The organism is Enterobacter chuandaensis (assembly GCF_039718975.1).
GTDB classification, from domain to species: domain Bacteria; phylum Pseudomonadota; class Gammaproteobacteria; order Enterobacterales; family Enterobacteriaceae; genus Enterobacter; species Enterobacter chuandaensis.
In genome coordinates this window covers 4534768-4555081 of the sequence record NZ_CP097173.1, presented here as the reverse complement: position 1 = coordinate 4555081, position 20314 = coordinate 4534768, and the positions used below count along the sequence as shown (strand labels likewise).

General features: G+C 57.0%; 19 protein-coding genes. 6 read left to right on the top strand and 13 right to left on the bottom strand.

Annotation, left to right across the window (positions count from 1 at the left end):
• The first annotated feature begins 122 nt into the window (after nt 1–122).
• From pfkA to MX657_RS21850, 4 genes are all read left to right on the top strand, one after another.
• On the top strand, nt 123–1085 hold the full coding sequence (gene pfkA, locus MX657_RS21865) for a 6-phosphofructokinase (protein WP_028014852.1): 963 nt from the start codon (nt 123–125) through the stop codon (nt 1083–1085).
• Between the two features lie 218 nt (nt 1086–1303).
• Nucleotides 1304–2293 (top strand): sulfate ABC transporter substrate-binding protein, encoded by a 990-nt coding sequence (locus MX657_RS21860; protein WP_080330317.1) that lies wholly within the window; start codon nt 1304–1306, stop codon nt 2291–2293.
• Nucleotides 2294–2400: 107 nt separating this feature from the next.
• Complete coding sequence (locus MX657_RS21855) at nt 2401–3144, top strand: CDP-diacylglycerol diphosphatase (protein WP_119916917.1); 744 nt, start codon at nt 2401–2403, stop codon at nt 3142–3144.
• 73 nt (nt 3145–3217) lie between these two features.
• On the top strand, nt 3218–4522 hold the full coding sequence (locus MX657_RS21850; protein ID WP_346806788.1) for an SLC13 family permease: 1305 nt from the start codon (nt 3218–3220) through the stop codon (nt 4520–4522).
• A 38-nt stretch (nt 4523–4560) separates the two neighbouring features.
• Here MX657_RS21850 and tpiA read toward each other — a convergent pair whose 3' ends face one another.
• Entirely contained in the window at nt 4561–5328 is a 768-nt protein-coding gene (gene tpiA, locus MX657_RS21845) for a triose-phosphate isomerase (protein WP_119916915.1), read from the bottom strand.
• Between the two features lie 111 nt (nt 5329–5439).
• Nucleotides 5440–6036, bottom strand: a complete 597-nt coding sequence (locus MX657_RS21840; protein ID WP_080330321.1) for a DUF1454 family protein — start codon at nt 6034–6036, stop codon at nt 5440–5442.
• A 112-nt stretch (nt 6037–6148) separates the two neighbouring features.
• Here MX657_RS21840 and MX657_RS21835 point away from each other — a divergent pair, with 112 nt between their 5' ends.
• Entirely contained in the window at nt 6149–6568 is a 420-nt protein-coding gene (locus MX657_RS21835; protein WP_119916913.1) for a DUF805 domain-containing protein, read from the top strand.
• Here the strand turns inward: MX657_RS21835 and fpr are convergent, their stop codons facing one another.
• The 4 genes from fpr to MX657_RS21815 all read right to left on the bottom strand — a co-directional run bounded on the left by fpr (nt 6569) and on the right by MX657_RS21815 (nt 10939).
• Entirely contained in the window at nt 6569–7315 is a 747-nt protein-coding gene (gene fpr, locus MX657_RS21830) for a ferredoxin--NADP(+) reductase (RefSeq protein WP_346806786.1), read from the bottom strand.
• Nucleotides 7316–7411: 96 nt separating this feature from the next.
• A complete protein-coding gene (glpX, locus tag MX657_RS21825; protein WP_346806784.1) occupies nt 7412–8422 on the bottom strand; it encodes a class II fructose-bisphosphatase in 1011 nt (336 codons plus the stop codon).
• A 141-nt stretch (nt 8423–8563) separates the two neighbouring features.
• Nucleotides 8564–10072, bottom strand: coding sequence for a glycerol kinase GlpK (gene glpK, locus MX657_RS21820; RefSeq protein ID WP_062936027.1), 1509 nt, complete (start codon nt 10070–10072; stop codon nt 8564–8566).
• A 21-nt stretch (nt 10073–10093) separates the two neighbouring features.
• Nucleotides 10094–10939, bottom strand: a complete 846-nt coding sequence (locus tag MX657_RS21815; RefSeq protein WP_080330325.1) for an MIP/aquaporin family protein — start codon at nt 10937–10939, stop codon at nt 10094–10096.
• 398 nt (nt 10940–11337) lie between these two features.
• On the opposite strand from MX657_RS21815, the gene zapB reads away from it, so the two are divergent.
• Nucleotides 11338–11577: a septal ring assembly protein ZapB gene (zapB, locus tag MX657_RS21810; protein ID WP_010436935.1), complete on the top strand. Its 240-nt coding sequence runs from the start codon at nt 11338–11340 to the stop codon at nt 11575–11577.
• Between the two features lie 587 nt (nt 11578–12164).
• Here zapB and rraA read toward each other — a convergent pair.
• From rraA to priA, 7 genes are all read right to left on the bottom strand, one after another.
• Nucleotides 12165–12650 carry a ribonuclease E activity regulator RraA gene (rraA, locus tag MX657_RS21805; protein WP_048210859.1) on the bottom strand — a complete coding sequence of 162 codons (486 nt, stop codon included), beginning with the start codon at nt 12648–12650 and terminating at the stop codon, nt 12165–12167.
• Nucleotides 12651–12742: 92 nt separating this feature from the next.
• Nucleotides 12743–13663: a 1,4-dihydroxy-2-naphthoate polyprenyltransferase gene (menA, locus tag MX657_RS21800; RefSeq protein WP_119916912.1), complete on the bottom strand. Its 921-nt coding sequence runs from the start codon at nt 13661–13663 to the stop codon at nt 12743–12745.
• Nucleotides 13664–13731: 68 nt separating this feature from the next.
• A complete protein-coding gene (gene hslU, locus MX657_RS21795) occupies nt 13732–15066 on the bottom strand; it encodes an HslU--HslV peptidase ATPase subunit (RefSeq protein WP_028014840.1) in 1335 nt (444 codons plus the stop codon).
• 9 nt (nt 15067–15075) lie between these two features.
• Entirely contained in the window at nt 15076–15606 is a 531-nt protein-coding gene (hslV, locus tag MX657_RS21790; RefSeq protein ID WP_014072345.1) for an ATP-dependent protease subunit HslV, read from the bottom strand.
• A gap of 94 nt (nt 15607–15700) precedes the next feature.
• Nucleotides 15701–16687, bottom strand: a complete 987-nt coding sequence (gene ftsN, locus MX657_RS21785) for a cell division protein FtsN (protein ID WP_346806781.1) — start codon at nt 16685–16687, stop codon at nt 15701–15703.
• Nucleotides 16688–16780: 93 nt separating this feature from the next.
• Nucleotides 16781–17806: a DNA-binding transcriptional regulator CytR gene (gene cytR / locus MX657_RS21780; protein ID WP_346806779.1), complete on the bottom strand. Its 1026-nt coding sequence runs from the start codon at nt 17804–17806 to the stop codon at nt 16781–16783.
• Nucleotides 17807–17925: 119 nt separating this feature from the next.
• Nucleotides 17926–20121: a primosomal protein N' gene (gene priA, locus MX657_RS21775; RefSeq protein ID WP_346806778.1), complete on the bottom strand. Its 2196-nt coding sequence runs from the start codon at nt 20119–20121 to the stop codon at nt 17926–17928.
• Nucleotides 20122–20314: the final 193 nt, after the last annotated feature.

Sequence of the window (20314 nt, the reverse complement as noted above, 5' to 3'; positions counted from 1 at the left end):
TTTGGTCTGACCTGAATCAATTCAGCCAGAAGGGATTGATATACTATTTGCAGTATTCGTTGGTCGATAAGTTTCTTCCGGCAACAGATTTCAATTTTGCATTCCTAAGTTCAGAGGTAGTCATGATTAAGAAAATCGGTGTGTTGACAAGCGGCGGTGATGCGCCGGGCATGAACGCGGCAATTCGTGGGGTTGTCCGTGCAGCGCTGACGGAAGGTCTGGAAGTTTTTGGTATCTATGATGGTTACCTGGGTCTGTACGAAGACCGTATGGTTCAGCTCGACCGTTACAGCGTGTCTGACATGATCAACCGTGGCGGTACCTTCCTTGGGTCTGCGCGCTTCCCGGAATTCCGTGATGAACACATCCGTGAAGTGGCTATTGAGAACATGAAAAAACGTGGCCTGGACGCGCTGGTGGTCATCGGCGGTGACGGCTCGTACATGGGTGCAAAACGTCTGACCGAAATGGGCTTCCCGTGCATCGGCCTGCCGGGCACCATCGACAACGACATCAAAGGCACTGACTACACCATCGGTTACTTCACCGCGCTGGGCACCGTTGTGGAAGCCATTGACCGCCTGCGTGACACCTCTTCTTCTCACCAGCGTATCTCTATCGTTGAAGTGATGGGCCGTTACTGCGGTGACCTGACCCTGGCGGCGGCTATCGCCGGTGGCTGTGAGTTCGTGGTGGTTCCTGAAGTGGAGTTCAGCCGCGAAGATCTGGTTGCTGAAATCAAAGCCGGTATCGCGAAGGGTAAGAAACACGCGATTGTGGCGATCACCGAGCACATCTGTGACGTTGACGAGCTGGCGAAGTACATCGAAACTGAAACCAAACGCGAAACCCGTGCGACCGTACTGGGTCACATCCAGCGCGGCGGTTCCCCGGGCCCGTACGACCGTATCCTGGCCTCCCGTATGGGCGCGTACGCTATCGAGCTGCTGCTGCAGGGTCACGGCGGCCGTTGCGTCGGTATTCAGAACGAACAGCTGGTACACCATGACATCATCGACGCGATTGAAAACATGAAGCGTCCGTTCAAAGGTGACTGGCTGGACTGCGCGAAAAAACTGTACTGATCGGCGTTGGTATCGTGCCGGGTGGCGGCTTCGCCTTACCCGGCCTACAAAAACACGATCCGTAGGCCCGGTAAGCGAAGCGCCACCGGGCTTTTTTTGTGCGCATAACCCCCCTTTTTATTCCTGCACGTTATAGCCAATCTTTTTTTATTCTTTAATCATTGGTTCTCTTTCTGGCACGCTGCATTCATCAAAACACTACACAAGAGAGCTGGGCGATGAATAAATGGGGCGTGGGGTTAACATTATTGCTGGCATCGACCAGCGTTCTGGCAAAGGACATCCAGTTACTGAACGTGTCGTACGACCCGACGCGTGAGCTGTACGAGCAGTACAACAAAGCGTTTGCGGCCCACTGGAAGCAGGAAACCGGCGATAACGTGGTGGTTCGTCAGTCGCACGGTGGCTCCGGTAAGCAGGCGACGTCCGTCATCAACGGTATTGAAGCCGATGTGGTTACGCTGGCGCTGGCCTACGATGTCGACGCTATCGCCGAGCGTGGCCGTATCGACAAAAACTGGATCAAACGCCTGCCGGACAACTCTGCGCCATACACCTCGACCATCGTTTTCCTGGTGCGTAAAGGCAACCCGAAACAGATTAAGGACTGGAACGACCTGATCAAACCGGGCGTTTCTGTGATTACCCCGAACCCGAAAAGCTCCGGCGGCGCACGCTGGAACTACCTGGCAGCCTGGGGCTACGCGCTGCACCACAACAACGGCGATCAGGCGAAAGCACAGGAGTTCGTCAAATCCCTCTACAAAAATGTTGAAGTGCTGGACTCCGGCGCGCGTGGCGCAACCAACACCTTCGTCGAGCGCGGAATTGGCGATGTGCTGATTGCCTGGGAAAACGAAGCCCTGCTGGCGACCAACGAACTGGGTAAAGACAAGTTTGAGATCGTGACTCCGAGCGAATCCATCCTCGCCGAGCCGACCGTTTCCGTGGTCGATAAGGTCGTTGATAAGAAAGGAACCAAAGCGGTGGCGGAAGCCTACCTGAAGTATCTCTACTCGCCGGAGGGCCAGGAAATCGCCGCGAAGAACTTCTATCGTCCACGCGATGCGGCTGTCGCGAAGAAATACGATAGCGAATTCCCGAAACTGAAGCTCTTCACCATCGATGATGTGTTCGGCGGCTGGACGAAAGCGCAGAAAGAGCACTTCTCTAATGGCGGCACCTTCGACCAGATTAGCCAGCGCTAAAGGTTAGCAAACGACACGGCAACCCGGTGTGAGAAATCCACCGGGTTTTTTATTTGGTCATCATTTTGCGTTACTCTTTTGCCTCTATTAAAAACAGGGAACGCGTTGTGAAAAAAATTATCTTATTGATCCTGATTGTCATCGCCCTGGCCGCAGGCGGCGTGTACTGGATAAAAGCGGGTAATCCGAATGCATTGCGTCATATCGTTCTCGACCAGTGTCTGCCTAACCAGCAGCAACATCGTAACCCGGCACCCTGCGCGCAGGTGAAGCCTGACGCGGGCTATGTGGTATTTAAGGACCGCAACGGGCCGCTGCAGTATCTGCTGATGCCAACGTATCGCATCAACGGCACTGAAAGCCCGCTCCTGACCGAGTCTCACACGCCGAACTTCTTCTGGCTGGCGTGGCAGTCGCGCAGCTTTATGACCCTGAAGCGCGGCTCCGAGGTCCCGGACAGCGCCATTTCGCTGACGATTAACTCACCGACAGGCCGCACGCAGAACCATTTCCATATCCATATCTCCTGCCTGCGCCCGGATGTACGCGAGAAGCTCAACGCGGCGCAGGGAGAAATCAGCACCCAGTGGCTACCGTTCCCGGGCGGGCTGGAAGGGCATGAGTATCTTGCCCGTCGGGTGACGGAAAATGAGCTGGTCCAGCGCAGTCCGTTTATGATGCTGGCGGAAGAGTTGCCGGAAGCGCGCGACCATATGGGACGTTTCGCGCTGGCCATGGCCCAGCAGTCGGATGGTTCGTTTGTTTTGCTGGCGACCGAGCGTAACCTGCTCACGCTTAACCGCGCGTCAGCAGAACAATTGCAGGATCATCAATGCGCTATCCTGAAGTAACCCCACCATAAATCGCGTTTACTCGGGCTGCCTGTCACCGTAGACTTGCTGAAAAATTCTACAGGAGACAGGTATGTCGCTCTGGTTAACGCATCCTCTGCTGCTGCCTTCATTGATTGTGGGCGTCACCATCGTGCTGTGGGCGACGTCGCTGTTGCCGGAATTTATCACCGCGCTGCTGTTCTTCACGGCGGCAATGGCTGCCAGAATCGCCCCGCCAGAGGTGATTTTTGGTGGTTTTGCCTCGTCGGCTTTCTGGCTGGTCTTCAGCGGCTTTGTGCTCGGCGTGGCGATCCGTAAAACCGGCCTGGCGGACAGGGCCGCCCGGGCGCTGTCGGCAAAGCTCACCGACTCCTGGGTGATGATGGTGGCGAGCGTGGTATTGCTCAGCTACGCGCTGGCGTTTGTGATGCCGTCGAACATGGGGCGTATTGCGCTGCTGATGCCCATTGTCGCGGCGATGGCAAAGCGCGCCGGTATCGCCGACGGCTCCCGCGCCTGGTTCGGACTTGCGCTGGCCGTCGGGTTCGGCACCTTCCAGCTCTCGGCCACTATTCTGCCCGCTAATGTGCCCAACCTGGTGATGAGCGGCGCGGCAGAAGGCTCGTACGGCATTCATCTGAACTATGTTCCGTATCTGCTGCTGCACACGCCGGTGCTCGGTATTCTCAAAGGCCTGATTTTGATTGGCCTCATCTGCTGGCTATTTCCCGGTAGCCCAAAACCGCCGAAGGAACTCATGCCGTCTGAACCCATGGGGCGGGACGAAAAGCGTCTTGCCTGGCTGCTGGCGGTGGTGTTAGTGATGTGGGTGACGGAGAGCTGGCACGGCGTAGGGCCCGCGTGGACGGGGCTGGCGGCGTCGATCATCGTCATGCTGCCGCGCGTGGGTTTCATTACCGGGGACGAATTTTCTGCCGGGGTGAACATGCGCACCTGTATCTACGTCGCGGGCATTCTTGGGCTGGCGATCGTCGTGACGCAAACGGGTATCGGGACGGCCGTGGGCGAGGCGCTGCTGCGCATTATGCCGCTGGATGCGGACAAACCGTTAACCAGTTTCCTGGCCCTGACCGGCATCACCACGGCGCTCAACTTCATTATGACCGCCAACGGCGTTCCGGCGCTGTATACCACGCTGGCGCAGAGCTTCTCGGACGCGACCGGTTTCCCGCTGCTGTCGGTGATTATGATTCAGGTGCTGGGCTATTCCACGCCGCTGCTGCCGTATCAGGCGTCGCCGATTGTGGTAGCGATGGGGTTAGGGAAAGTGCCTGCGAAGGCGGGGATGCTGCTCTGTCTGGCGCTGGCGATAGCGACGTATCTGGTGCTGCTGCCGCTGGATTATCTGTGGTTTAGTGTATTAGGTCGTTTGTAGCGGCGGGTAAGCGCAAGCGCCACCCGCCACAAAGGCCATTACGACTGTTTAGCCGCTTCTGCCGCTTTAACGATCACCGCGAAAGCGTCAGCTTTCAGGGATGCACCGCCAACCAGCGCGCCATCGATGTCTGGCTGGGTGAACAGCTCAGCAGCGTTGGACGCGTTTACGGAGCCGCCGTACTGGATGATCACTTGCTCAGCCACTTTCGCGTCAGCTTTAGCAATGTGGTCACGGATGAATTTGTGCACCGCCTGAGCCTGCGCAGGGGTAGCAGATTTGCCGGTACCGATCGCCCAGACTGGCTCGTAAGCGATAACCGCGCCTTCGAACGCTGCCGCGCCCTGCGTTTTCAGCACGGCGTCGATCTGACGTGCGCACACTTCTTCGGTTTTGCCCGCTTCGTTTTCCGCTTCGGTTTCACCGATGCACAGAACCGGGATCAGACCCTGCTCTTTCAGCACGGCGAATTTCTTCGCGATGAACTCGTCAGATTCTTTGTGGTAGGTGCGACGCTCGGAGTGGCCGATGATGATGTATTTCGCGCCGATATCTTTCAGCATTTCAGCGGAAGTTTCACCGGTGAACGCGCCAGACAGGTTAACGTCAACGTTCTGCGCGCCCAGCACGATGTGGCTGCCGTCAGCGGCACGTTTAGCCAGATCCAGGTACATATCCGGCGGAGCGATAGCAACCGCGCAGCCGGTCACGCCAGCCAGCTCTTTACGCAGGTTCGCAACCAGTTCGTTTACCATGTGGCGGCTGCCGTTCAGTTTCCAGTTACCCATCACTAAAGGATGTCGCATTTCAATTCTCCACGCTAAATAAGCGAATTAAGGAATATGGCCGCCCTGTCGGGCAGCATGGTCTGTGAATCAGTATAGAGATTTTCCCCTGAAAGGCTTTGCTTTTTGTCATTAATTCGCCCCGCCAAGGGTGTCAGATAGTGCCAGCTTAATCGGTTCAACAGCGAAGGTCAGTCCTTTTTCGCCGTTATCCGCCACCACATAGCGGATCGCGCCTTCGGTCGTGGCGTAGTACCGCTTGTTTTTACCGGCGGCCAGCAGTTTTTGCAGCTTTTGCTGGCTCTGCTTTTTCGTCAGCGCAGGCGTAAATGCCTGCAGCACCGCGCTCATGTAATCAAGCGCCTTCGATTTAGCGGCTTTCTGCTCTGGCCCCTGAATCGGTAGCCAGGTGATCTGCATGCTTTTGATTTTTAACGTACCGCGTTCGAGCGCCGTGGAGGCATACAAATTCTCGTTAATCTTGCTCGCAGCACGGGTCAGTGTAGGGGCATCGCGGGAGCTATCAATGGCGCGAAATTCATCCAGCGGCAGCGTTGGGTTGGCCTGATTGAAGGCTTCACGGAACTGGCTGATGGATTGATCGAAGGACGGCGCGCCCGCCAGCAAATACGGCGCGGTGGTGGGGGCCGCGGTGTCGGCGGCGTGCAGCGGAAAACCCGCGCCGAGCATCGCTAAACACAGGAAAAGAGAGTGTGCCGAACTTTTCATCAACATTGCCCCTGGCCGTAAGTGCTCATGATTAAAACGATATCTGGTCGGCTTGTCAAAAGGTCACAACTCCAGGGTAAAATGCGGGCTAAATGATAATAAGGAACCTTACATGACCATACAGCAGTGGCTGTTTTCATTCAAAGGGCGTATTGGACGCCGTGATTTCTGGGTATGGATGGTAACGTGGGTCGTCGCCATGCTGCTTCTGTTTTTCGTTGCTTACAACGCCTGGCTGAGCACGCAAACGGCGGCCTTCGCGCTGGTTTGCCTGCTATGGCCAACGGCGGCTGTCGTGGTGAAGCGCCTGCACGATCGCGGACGTTCCGGCGCGTGGGCATTTCTGATCGTACTGGCGTGGATGCTGGTGGCAGGGAACTGGTCGATGTTGCCGTCCATCCTGCCGTGGGTCGTGGGCAGGCTGCTGCCGTCGGTCATCTTCGTGATGATGATTGTCGATCTGGGCGCGTTTATCGGCACCCAGAGCGAAAACAAATACGGTAAAGACACCGTCGAGGTGAAATACCGCTGATCACCAGTAGTGTTCGGCGGTCATATGGCCCGGTCGGCGGCGAAGATGTTTCGTCATCTGCCGGGTATCCTTCAGAAGCTGCTGCGTGTCTCGGACCATCTGCGGGTTACCGCACAGCATGACGTGGCTGGTCTCGGCTGTCATCGGTAAGCCCACCGCTTCTTCCAGTGCGCCACTCTCAATTAACGCCGGTACGCGACCGGTAAGCGTTCCTGCTACGGTTTCGCGGCTGACTACCGTCTGAATCTTTAACTTTCCGCCGTACTGCTGTTCCAGCGCCTGCATCTGCGGGAGATAGCTTAAATCTGCGGCATAGCGCGCGGCGTGAACCAGCACGATGTTTTTAAAGCGCTCCAGATCCTTACCGTACTGCAAGATAGAGAGATACGGGCCGATGGCCGTGCCGGTCGCCAGCATCCAGAGGGTATCGCAATCCGGGATCTCTTCGAGCACAAAGAAACCTGCCGCTTCACTCACAATTTGCACATCGTCGCCGGGCTTAAGGGCGGCAAGACGCGGGCTCAACTTGCCGTCCGGGACGGTGACCAGATAGTACTCGAGGTCCGGGTTATCCGGCGCGTTAACGTAAGAATAGGCGCGCTGCACGCGCTCGCCGTCGACATCCAGCCCCAGCTTGGCAAATTGCCCGGCCTTAAACGGGTGCACGGGAGCATGCAGGGTGAGACTAAATAGCGCATCGGTCCAGAATTCTATCTTTGTGACTTTACCTGTTACCCAGTCCGCCATGATCTTCTCCTGTGCTGTTTCTCTGTTCTATCTTCCGTACTTGTGGGAAACATTTCCAGCCCCTTCGGGCCGGAAAGCTCTATCGGTCAAACGGTTTTACAGAATGTGCGTCTGCACATTCTGGTCTTTGCGGTCGAGATAGTGGATAGACTGAATGCGGCGAATGGTGCGCGATTTACCGCGGATCAGCAGGGTTTCAGTGGTCGCCATGTTGCCCTTGCGGGTGATGCCGTCCAGTAGGTCGCCTTTGGTGATGCCGGTTGCGGAGAAGACCACGTTATCGCTGCGCGCCATGTCGTTCAGCGCCAGCACTTTATTGGCTTCGATGCCCATCGCTGCGCAGCGTGCCAGCTCGTCCTCACCGATACGACGGTTCTCGTCGCTGTCACCTTTCACCTCATGACGCGGCAGCAGGCGCGCCTGCATATCGCCGTCCAGGGCGCGGATCACCGCCGCAGAGACCACGCCTTCCGGCGCGCCGCCGATACCGTAAAGCACGTCGACTTCGCTGTCCGGCATGCATGTCAGAATGGAGGCGGCAACGTCACCATCAGGGATAGCAAACACGCGCACGCCGAGTGCCTGCAGGTACGCGATGGTGGCGTCGTGGCGCGGTTTTGCCAGAATAGTCACAGTGAGTTCGTTGAGCGGTTTACCCAGCGCCGCCGCGATATTGCGCAGATTAGCATCCAGCGGCAGGCTGAGGTCGATTGCACCTTTCGCACCAGGACCGACTATCAGCTTTTCCATATACATATCCGGCGCGTTGAGGAAGCAGCCTTTATCGCCCACGGCCAGCACCGCCAGCGCGTTGGCCTGGCCCATCGCCGTCATGCGGGTACCTTCGATCGGGTCCACCGCGATATCCACGGCATCGCCTTTGCCGGTACCGACTTTTTCACCGATGTAGAGCATTGGCGCTTCGTCGATCTCGCCTTCGCCGATGACGATGGTGCCGTCGATGTTGACCTGGTTAAGCACAATGCGCATGGCATGGACGGCCGCGCCGTCTGCGGTATTTTTGTCGCCACGACCCAGCCATTTATAGCCTGCGAGGGCGGCCGCTTCGGTGACGCGGGAAAACTCGATAGCAAGTTCACGTTTCATGAGGGACTCGTACAGTCAAAAGGAATTGCACGAAGTTTATCACAGAGTGGGGAGGGGGGAGGGACCGGTGCGGTCGGAGCCCCTCACCCTAACCCTCTCCCCTTTGGGGAGAGGGCCGGGGTGAGGGGTGAGTGTTTTGTCTTACTCTTCGTGCTCTTCCCACGCCAGGGCGCGTTTCACCGCTTTCTTCCAGCCGCTGTAGCGGAAGTTACGCTCGGTGGTTTCGATGCCCGGGCGGAATTCGCGCTCGATGACCGCTTTTTCCTGCAGCTCGTCCAGGTTCTGCCAGAAGCCAACCGCCAGACCGGCAAGGTACGCCGCGCCCAGCGCCGTCACTTCACGCACTTCAGGGCGCTCAACGCGGGTGCCCAGAATGTCGGACTGGAACTGCATCAGGAAGTTGTTAGCCACCGCGCCGCCGTCCACGCGCAGGGCGTGCAGACGGATGCCGGAGTCAGCCTGCATCGCTTCCAGTACGTCGCGCGTCTGGTAGGCGATAGATTCCAGGGTGGCGCGAATAATGTGGTTAGAATTCACACCACGCGTCAGACCGAAAATCGCGCCGCGGGCATACGGATCCCAGTATGGTGCGCCCAGACCGGTAAACGCAGGTACCACGTACACGCCGTTGGTATCCTTCACTTTGGTGGCGAAGTACTCGGAGTCGAACGCATCGCTGATAAGCTTCATCTCGTCGCGCAGCCACTGGATGGATGCACCCGCCATGAACACCGCACCTTCCAGCGCATAGTTCACTTCACCGCGCGGGCCGCAGGCGATGGTCGTCAGCAGACCGTTTTCTGATTTCACCGCTTTCTCGCCAGTGTTCATCAGCATAAAGCAGCCGGTACCGTAGGTGTTCTTCGCCATCCCTTCCTTGACGCACAGCTGGCCGAACAGTGCCGCCTGCTGGTCACCGGCAATACCGGCGATAGGAATACGGGTGCCGCCTTTACCGCCGATGTTGGTCTGGCCGTACACTTCTGAAGACTTACGCACTTCAGGCAGCATCGCGCGCGGAATGTCCAGCGCGTCCAGCATCTTGTCATCCCACTCCAGGGTATTGATGTTGAACAGCATGGTACGCGAGGCGTTGGTGTAGTCGGTAACGTGAACGCGTCCCTGGGTCATCTTCCAGATAAGCCATGTGTCGACGGTCCCGAACAGCAGCTCGCCGCGTTTTGCACGCTCGCGTGAACCTTCCACGTGGTCGAGGATCCACTTCACTTTGGTGCCGGAGAAGTACGGGTCAACCACCAGGCCGGTGGCGCTACGCACGTACTCTTCCATTCCGTCGCGCTTAAGCTGTTCGCAGATCTCTGAAGTACGGCGGCACTGCCAGACGATGGCGTTGTAAATAGGCTTACCGGTTTCGCGTTCCCACACCACCGTGGTTTCACGCTGGTTGGTAATACCAATCGCGGCAATCTCGTCGGAGCTGATGTCGGCTTTCGCCAGCACTTCGACCAGCGTGGAGCTTTGTGACGCCCAGATCTCCATCGGGTCGTGTTCTACCCAGCCTGGACGGGGATAAATTTGCTCAAATTCACGTTGAGACACGCTGACAATGTTCGCGTCATGATCCATTACGACAGCGCGGGAGCTGGTAGTGCCCTGGTCGAGCGCAACAATATATTTTTTTTCGGTCATGGTATGTGTCCCGTAGTCAGATTACAGCGAAGCTTTTTGTTGTGTGGTAGAAGTCGTCTCCTTCTCCTCGTCCACACAGGTGTCGCACGGTAAGTGGCGACCAATTAATTTGCGGTAGCTAAATGCGCCCAGCGCAGCCCCGACAACCGGCGCAAACAGCGGAACCAGGAAGTAAGGAATGTCTTTGCCGCCGGTGAAGGCCACGTCGCCCCAGCCTGCGATAAAGGCAAACGCTTTGGGTCCGATATCACGCGCCGGGTTCATCGCGAAGCCGGTCAGCGGGCCCATGGATGCGCCAATCACCGCAATCAGCAGGCCAATCAGAAGGGGTGCCAGCGGGCCGCGCGGAATGCCGTTTCCGTCGTCGGTCAGCGCCAGGATAACGCCCATCAGAATAGCGGTAATCACCATTTCAACTGCGAACGCCTGCACAAAATTGATATGCGGGTTAGGGTAGGTTGAGAAGATGCCTGCCAGATCCAGACTTTCGACGCTGCCGCGAACCATATGATGCGTCTGTTCGAAGTCGATGAAAAGATTGTAATAAAGCCCGTAAACTAACGCCGCTGCGCAAAACGCGCCGGCAAATTGAGAAATAATGAAAGGAACAACTTTGCGTCCGTCGAAGCACGCGAACAGCCACAGTGCGATTGTCACCGCCGGGTTAAGATGTGCACCAGAGACCCCTGCAGTCAGGTAGATAGCCATCGCCACGCCCAGACCCCAGATGATACTGATTTCCCACTGACCAAAACTGGCACCCGCCACTTTTAGTGCAGCGACACAACCCACTCCGAAGAATATCAACAACCCGGTACCAAGGAACTCGGCAATGCACTGGCCTTTTAAGGTTGATGTCTGACTCATAATCGGAATCCTGAAGAAATTGATGTTTGTTGTTAGCGTGGCCGCCCGTGACAGCCACGATGTCCTGTAGACATAGTGTTAATTTATCGTTAACGAGCAAAAACGAGAAATATCGAAATCAAAATGTGTGGTCTGCGTCAATAAAATGAGCGTTTTCGCGCCATAAAGCGCGTTTTTACGTCAGTTACGAACCGTGAGCTGAATCATTTCTTTAACGAATGAGTTAACAACTTAGAGGTATATGCCGCGAACGCACCAGGACGAGGCCGAAAAGTGTTGCAAACCGCGATCTGCGTGGCATGCCGCTGGACAGGCGCGGCAGGGCTCCATACAATCGGAACATATGTTGTGCGCGTTTACGTTAAAGCGTCGCCTTGCAATTCAGGAGAGGTAGGATCATGTCTTTAGAAGTGTTTGAGAAACTGGAATCGAAAGTACAGCAGGCGATTGACACCATCACGCTGCTGCAGATGGAAATTGAAGAGCTGAAAGAGAAGAACAACAGCCTGGCGCAGGAAGTTCAGAACGCTCAGCACGGCCGTGAAGAACTGGAGCGCGAAAACAACCAGCTGCGCGAACAGCAGAACGGCTGGCAGGATCGCCTGCAGGCGCTGCTGGGACGTATGGAAGAGGTTTAATTCCCATTGGGATGAACTGAACAGGCCGGGTAAGGCGAAGCCGCCACCCGGCTTTTTTTATGGTTTGATGTCAGTCGGCGACAACCATAAAAAAGGCCGCCAAAGGCGGCCTTAACGCTACTTGTCCTGCGCTGTCATAACAAAAGCAACAAATCCACTCGGTTCATCGCTCTTTACCACGAGTACGCTGGCGACAATGAACGCGATACATAAATAGCGTTTCATTATGCGGTCCCTGCAGCTAACCGCTCCACCGTTCACCACCGGTGATAAGTCGGTGGACACAAGCCCGGTTAAAGGTTGCTATACGGTTGTGAATATACCTTTCCCTGGACCGATGCCCATTTGCGAGATGGCGGAAAGGGACGCAGCAGCATCATAATGAGCAATAGCTGCATAGTTAAGGTCCTCACAGATAATTAGGAATTTATAAAGGGTCGATGGGGTTACCTGAGGTTTGAACCAGGGTAAGATAAAAATCCTGGTTAAAGGTTGCAAGACTTCCCAACGGACCGCGAATCCCGAGGGACAAAAAAACCGCCACATTGCTGATGGCGGTTTTTTTATGGTTCACGCTGACTGTCTTGCTACTCGATATCCAGCGCATCTTCGGACAGGATAATGCCGGTATTATCAGCGTAGAGATGATCTCCGGAGAAGAAGGTCACGCCGCCGAAATTAACGCGCACGTCGCTTTCGCCGATGCCGTCACCCGCAGCGCCTACCGGAATGGCCGCGATGGCCTGAATTCCGATATCCAGGTCTTCGAGATCGTCTACCTGGCGCACGGAGCCGTATACCACAATGCCTTCCCACTCGTTCTGGGCGGCAATTCCGGCCAGTTCCGCGTCAATCAATGCGCGACGCACGGAACCGCCGCCGTCGACCACCAGAACGCGGCCACGGCCGTTCTGTTCGAGCAGATCGTACAGCAACCCGTTATCCTCGAAACATTTCACCGTGATGATTTGTCCGCCAAACGACGACCGTCCACCAAAGTTGGAGAACAGCGGTTCAACGACGTTGACATCTTCCTGATAGATGTCACATAGCTCGGAGGTATCGTATTTCATAGGTTTAACGCTCAGTTGCTGCGAATGTGTTCAGTATATCGTGCGAAATGCGTTGTTGGCAAAATCATCAATTGTTAATTGATATTTGTCAGTTAACGCAGCGTCTGGCTTAAGACAATCCCGATGACGAACAACAGGTTAGTCAGCAACGCGCCTTTTACCGTACGTTCAAGCATCGGCGGCATGGCGGATGGGCTGAGTTCACGCATCACAAAGCGGGCCTGCTTAATCAGCAGCGGTGCGGCAAGGACAAACAGCCAGCCCCACAAACTCTGCAAGGAGATCAGGTTAAACAGCGCCAGACACACCAGCGCGCCGATGAGCAGGCAGGCATGATAGCGGCGCGCATTGACCGGCCCCAGACGTACCGCCAGCGTGTTTTTACCGTTCTCACGATCGCTGTCGATGTCGCGCAGGTTGTTAATATTGAGCACCGCCGTCGCCAGCAGGCCGCAGGCGGTGGCGGGCAGGAACAGGGCAGGGATAACGGTATGCGCCTGCAGGTACCAGCTTCCCATCACGCTCAGCCAGCCGAAGAACACCAGCACGGAGATATCACCGAGGCCAATATACCCGTAAGGCCGCGTGCCAACGGTGTATGTAATCGCCGCGATAATGGCGAGCAGGCCCAGCACCAGGAAGCCAATGAAATCGCTGGTGGTTTTCGAGGCGACCGTCACCAGCGCCAGGCCGGATAAGCAAATCAGCACCACGGTGATAATCAGCGCGCGTTTCATCTGTGCCTGGGTAATCACCCCTTTCTGCATCCCGCGCAGCGGCCCGATACGATCGGGCTTATCGCTGCCTTTCACCGCATCGCCGTAGTCGTTAGCAAGATTGGAGAGAATTTGCAGCAGGCCGGCAGTAATCAATGCCAGCGCGGCGACCAGCGGATCAAAATAACCCTGCCACCAGGCAAGGGCGGTGCCGACGATAATCGCGGCAAAGGCCAGAGGAAGCGTTTTAGGGCGCAGACTTTCGAGCCACGCCTGAGTACGGCTGATATCAGTCATAGTAATTTAGCCAATAAAAATGGGGGCCTTAGCCCCCATTAACAGTGATGAGAATGCAATAACCGCGATTATAGGATAAAACGGCTCAGATCTTCATCTGCCACTAACGCATCCAGATGTTTGCTCACATAATCTGCGTCAATGGTAATGGTTTGACCGTTGAGGTCGCTCGCATCATAAGAGATATCTTCCACCAGGCGTTCCAGCACGGTATGCAGACGACGCGCACCGATGTTCTCGGTGGTTTCGTTGACCTGCCATGCGGCCTGGGCGATACGTTTGATACCGTCTTCGGTGAACTCGAGGTTCACGCCTTCGGTCGCCATCAGCGCTTTGTACTGCACGGTGGCAGAGGCGTTTGGCTCGGTCAGGATACGTTCGAAATCTTCGGTGGTCAGCGCCTGCAGCTCAACGCGGATTGGCAGACGACCCTGCAGTTCCGGGATCAGATCTGACGGGCTGGCAACCTGGAACGCCCCTGAAGCGATAAACAGAATGTGGTCCGTTTTCACCATACCGTGCTTGGTAGAGACGGTGCAGCCTTCAACCAGCGGCAGCAGGTCGCGCTGAACGCCTTCGCGGGACACGTCCGGGCCGGAGCTGTTGCCGCCGCGCTTACAAATTTTGTCGATTTCATCGATAAATACGATACCGTGCTGCTCAACCGCGTCGATGGCGTCCTGCTTCAGCTCTTCCGGGTTCACCAGCTTCGCCGCTTCTTCTTCAATCAGCAGCTTCATCGCGTCTTTGATTTTCAGCTTACGCGCTTTCTGTTTCTGACCGCCCAGGTTCTGGAACATGGACTGCAGCTGGCTGGTCATCTCTTCCATGCCCGGAGGCGCCATGATTTCCACACCCATCGGCGCAGCCGCGAGGTCGATCTCAATCTCTTTGTCGTCCAGCTGGCCTTCACGCAGTTTTTTGCGGAACGCCTGACGCGCGGCTGAAGGCTCAGCCTGCTGTTCAGCCTGCCCCCAGTTGTTTTTTGCCGGTGGGATCAGCACGTCGAGAATGCGCTCTTCCGCCATTTCTTCCGCGCGGTAGCGGTTTTTCTCAATCGCCTGGACGCGCACCATCTTGATCGCCGAGTCGGTCAGATCGCGGATGATGGAGTCCACTTCTTTACCCACATAGCCCACTTCGGTGAACTTGGTGGCTTCCACTTTGATGAACGGCGCGTTCGCCAGCTTCGCCAGGCGACGAGCGATTTCGGTTTTACCAACGCCGGTCGGGCCGATCATCAGAATGTTTTTCGGTGTGACTTCGTGGCGCAGCTCTTCGTCGAGCTGCATGCGGCGCCAACGGTTACGCAGGGCGATAGCCACGGAACGCTTGGCGTTATCCTGGCCGATGATATGTTTGTTCAGTTCGCTGACAATTTCGCGTGGGGTCATTTCAGACATGGGAGATCCTTACGCTTTGGAGGTCAATTCTTCGATGGTGTGGTTGTGGTTGGTATAAATGCAGATATCACCTGCAATATCCAACGCCTTCACCGCGATATCACGCGCGTTCATGTCGGTATTCTCCAACAGCGCGCGGGCTGCAGCCTGGGCATAAGGGCCGCCAGAGCCGATGGCAATCAGGTCGTTTTCCGGCTGAATCACGTCACCGTTACCGGTGATGATCAGCGAGGCGGTTTCATCGGCCACGGCCAGCAGCGCTTCGAGCTTGCGCAGCATGCGGTCGGTACGCCAGTCTTTTGCCAGCTCAACGGCGGCTTTCACCAGATGACCCTGGTGCATTTCCAGTTTGCGTTCAAACAGTTCAAACAGCGTGAAGGCATCCGCCGTGCCGCCTGCGAAACCGGCGATCACTTTGTCGTTATAAAGACGACGGACTTTCTTCACGTTGCCTTTCATGACGGTATTACCCAGCGTGGCCTGGCCATCACCGGCAATTACCACCTGGCCGTTACGGCGTACACTTACTATTGTTGTCACGAGCAGACCCCCTGGTTACAAATTCGGGAAACAGAAGCCCTGAGCCTGTGCTCAGGGCTGAATTAAATGATAGATGGGGGGGAATTTGGGGGTTTCAACCCCCGGAGGCGAGTCGAATGCAGTTTGTGTGACCCGCCACTTTCAAACGGGAGATAGTGCCGTCGGCATTTTCTTTGCCTTTGACAGGGCCAATCACCACGCGGTTCCAGCCGTTGTTGGTGGTAATGCGTGAGTCAAATCCTTCAAAGGCCAGCTGAGCACGTACCGTTTCCGCCTGCTCGGCACCTTTAAACGAACCGCACTGCACCATCCAGCGGCGCTCGTCTTTTTTCTCAGCCGTCTGCTTCGGCGCTTCGGTTTCTTTGGTCACCGGTGCGGCCTGCTGTGTTTTCGGCTGCTGCGCGGTGGTATGCGCTGGCGTCTGGAGCAGATCCTGATACGGCTGCGCCGCTTGTTTTTGCGGCTGCGCTTTTGGCTGTTGTACCGGCTGCGACTGCACCGTGCGCGTCTGCTGCTGCGGCTGCTGGTATGGCTGGGCCTTCGGCTGCTGTACCGGCTGATTTTGCGTCCACTGCTGTTGTTGCTGCTGCTGAATTTGTGCCTGGCGCTGGCGCTGCAGCTGCAACGTTTGCTGACGCTGCGCTGGCGTTTGTTCATTCCACGGCACTTCATTCAGCTGCGTAGGCTGCTGGCGCATATCGGCCTGCATCTGTGCCAGCAGCTGGCGCTGTTCATCCGTCAGCTGATCGGCATTCTTCACTTCGCCACCGGCTGAAGGCTCGGTAGGTGCACGCACGCCAGGCTGACGACTTTCCAGCTCTTTAATGTAGCGCCAGCGCTCTTCAGGTTTCGGCGGCAGACCATTTCCCACCACTTTGTTGCCCTGAAGGGCCTCGGACTCTTCTTTTTTATGGTGCGTGATGAAGTAGAGGCCACCAATAAAGGCCACCAGCACGGCCGCAGCAATAGCGACCATTGCTGGCGAGACCGCAGGCAGATTACGCTGCTTGCTTTTTGAACTGCTCTTTTTGCGTCGCGAAGGTGCCGGCTGGCCGCGACGTACATAATCTCGTTGTGCCACTATCGTTTCGCTGTATTTATTCGTTCGTCAGCCCGCCATGTTACTTAAGCGGCGGGGCTTTGACCAGATAAGGGTGTCCGAAAGGCGTTTACTTTAAGTCAATGCCTGGGTAGAGCCGCGAACAATCAGCTCGCAGTCCAGTAACCGCGAGCCGCTGCTAACCGTTTGACCCTGCAGCTGATCCAGCAAAAGCAGCATCGCTTCACGGCCAATCTGATAGCGCGGTTGTGAAACGGTAGAGAGAGGCGGATCGCAAAACTCTGAAAGCGAAATATTATCGAAGCCGATAATCGACAGGTCTTTTGGCACGCGTAAGCCACGGCGTTTAGCATGGGACAGAGCGCCCAGCGCCATCACGTCGCTGTGGCAGAACACTGCTGTCGGCGGTTCCGGCAGCGCCAGCAGTTTCTCCAGCGCCTGTCCGCCCGCTTCGAAAGTAAAATCGCCGCGCGCGATGTAGTGCGGATCGACAATCGCACCGGTCCGGCGCAGCGCCTGAACATAGCCCTGCAGGCGATAGTGACAGAGCGGCATCTCTTCCGGCCCGGCAATGCAGCCAATCCGCTTATGCCCCAGCTCCTGAAGATAGTTCACCGCATTGAACGCGGCCGTCAGGTTATCGATATGCACCGTCGGCAGCTCCAGCTCGGGTGCAAATTCGTTGGCCATCACCATCGGCGGTAAATTGCGCTGCTCTTCGATGCTGGCATCAAACGGCAGGCGCGAGCCAAGCAGCAGCATGCCGTCAATCTGCTTGGTAATAATGAGGTCGATAAAGGTTTTTTCCTGCTGGTTCTGGTGGGCGCAGTCGCCAATCAGTACCAGATAGCCTTTCTCTGCCGCCGTTACTTCGATGCCGCGAATGATCTCGCTGAAGAAGGGATCGCAGATATCCGGCACAATCACCAGAATCGTCCGCGACTCATTGCGCTTGACGTTCCGCCCCATAGCCTGCGGGAAATAACCCACTTCCAGGGCCGCCTGCTCGACCTTGTTGCGGGTCGCCTGGGAGACTTTATCCGGGTTCATTAATGCGCGGGACACGGTTGCCGTTGAGACTTGTGCTTTCTCGGCAACGTCTTTCATGGTCGCCGTGGCAACCTCTTTCCTGGACTTCAACGTCTTCTCCTCGCCTGAACACCGAACTGCGGACATCACCATTTTTACAGATAGTTAATGGAATCGGTTACAGAATTTTCATAAAAAGTGTGAGGCGCGTTAAATTTTTCGATCCGTCTTCAGCCTTCGATGGGATCGACGTCCAGCACCCACTTCACTTTGCGCGCTTCCGGCAGGGTATTGATGAGCGCCAGCGTACCGCTGACGATGTGCTGCAGGCGAATGCGCGAGGGGTGCTGAAGCAAGATTTGCCAGCGGAAACGTCCGCCGCGCTTCGGCGCCAGCGCCGGCACCGGGCCCAGGATCCACAGCTGATTATCCACCAGCGGGCTGGCCTGCAGGAGGTTTCTCAGCTGCTGCAGGAAAAGCGGCGCCTGCTGGTTGTTATGGTCTTCCGCGCGGATGATGACATGGCTGGTCCACGGCGGCAGCTGCATGGTCTGGCGCTCTGCCAGCGCCTGCTCGGCAAAGGCGTCATAGCCTTTGTGCAGCAGCGTTTGCAGCAGCGGATGTTCAGGGTGGTGCGTTTGCAGCACCACTTCTCCCTGTTTCCCCGCGCGACCGGCACGCCCTGCCACCTGGGTATAAAGCTGGGCAAAACGCTCGGCGGAGCGGAAATCTGCCGAGAACAGCGCGCCGTCAACGTCCAGCAGAGCGACCAGCGTCACGTCCGGGAAGTGGTGCCCTTTGGCCAGCATCTGGGTGCCAATCAAAATGCGCGCGCCGCCGCGATGTACCTCCGCCAGCTGCTGTTCCAGCGCGCCTTTGCGGCTGGTGGTATCCCGGTCGATTCGGGACAGGGGCACGTCCGGGAAGAAGGGTGCAAGGGCCTGCTCCAGCTGTTCCGTGCCCAGACCGACCGGCACGATATGCGTGGAACCGCACGACGGGCACTGGCGCGGCACCGGGCGCTGGCTGTCGCAGTGGTGGCAGCGCAGATGACGCTGGGCCTGGTGGAAGGTGTAGTAGTGGTCGCAGCGCGGGCATTCGGCAATCCAGCCGCAGTCGTGGCACAGCAGGGCGGGGGCAAATCCGCGACGGTTCAGGAACAGGATCACCTGGTTCCCCGCCTGCAAATGCTGACGCATGCGGGTAATTAAGGCAGGCGCGAGCCCGGCCTGGACCTGCTGACCTTTGAGATCCAGCACGTGCTGAATGGCCGGGCGGGCATTCCCCGCGCGACGCGTCAGGCGCAGCATGTGGTATTTACGCTGGCGCACGTTGTACAGCGTTTCGAGCGCAGGCGTGGCGGATCCGAGAATAATAGGGATCTGCTCGCTGTGCGCGCGGTAGACCGCCAGGTCGCGAGCGTGATAGCGCCAGCCTTCCTGCTGTTTATAGGAGCTGTCGTGCTCTTCGTCGATCACGATAACGCCAAGATTTTTAAACGGCGTAAACAGCGACGAGCGGGTGCCAATCACAATCGCCGCTTCGCCGTTTTTCGCTTTCAGCCAGGCGCTAAGGCGCTCGCTGTCGTTCAGCCCGGAGTGCAGTACCTCAACCGGCGCGTTAAAGCGTTCGCGGAAGCGGGCAATGGTCTGCGGCGTCAGGCCGATTTCCGGCACCATCACCAGCGCCTGTTTACCCTGCGCGAGTACGTTTTCCAGGACGCTCAGGTAGACTTCCGTCTTGCCCGAGCCCGTCACGCCCGCCAGCAGCCAGGCGGAAAAATGGTCCGAGGCGCTGTGAATCGCCCCTACGGCGGTAGCCTGCTCGGTGTTCAGGCGCAGGCGATCGCCCGAGACGGAGAAGCCGTCGCGCCAGTCGTAAAGTGCGGGCGCTTCGCTGGCCAGCTCGCTCAGCCCTTTCTTTCTTAAGGCCTGTAGCGCGGTTTCGCTGACCTCAAGCTCGTCGACCTGGTGCCGCCAGATTTTCCCCTGACGTAGTGCGGCCAGCGCCTGCTGCTGTTTCTGCGATCGTTTCAGGCTGTTGATGTCCACGGCCTGACCCTGCTCGGTGGCAAACCAGTACCACATCGGCGCATGGCTGGCGCTCTTGCCCTGGCGCAGCATAATCGGCAGGGCGTGGAACAGAACATCGCCAATCGGGTGATGATAATAATCCGCCGCCCACAGCAGCAGTCGCCAGGTGCTGGTGGAGTAAACCGGCTCGCTGTCCAGTACCTCAACGACCGACTTCAGTTCGTTAAGTGGCAGTTCGCTCTTGTCGCTGACGGAGACGACGATCCCCACGCGCTGCTGTTTGCCAAACGGCACGGTCACGCGACAGCCCGCTTTGGCGTTCATGCTGTCGGGCAGCAGGTAGTCAAAGGTGCGGGGAAGCGGAACGGGCAGGGCAACGTGAGCGACGGGCATCGAATCTTCCTGACTTGAAAAGTGGCGCGTTAGTATACACATTAGTGAAAGCGGCGTGCGGATCAGTTTGCATACGCAGGTCAAATTCTGTATGATTCGCCGCCTTTGGTGTATATTACGCCAGAGAAATTACATTCAACATCGCGTGGTGTCTGGCGTTAGGGCTGGAAGAGCGACGCGGCCTTAACTGAGG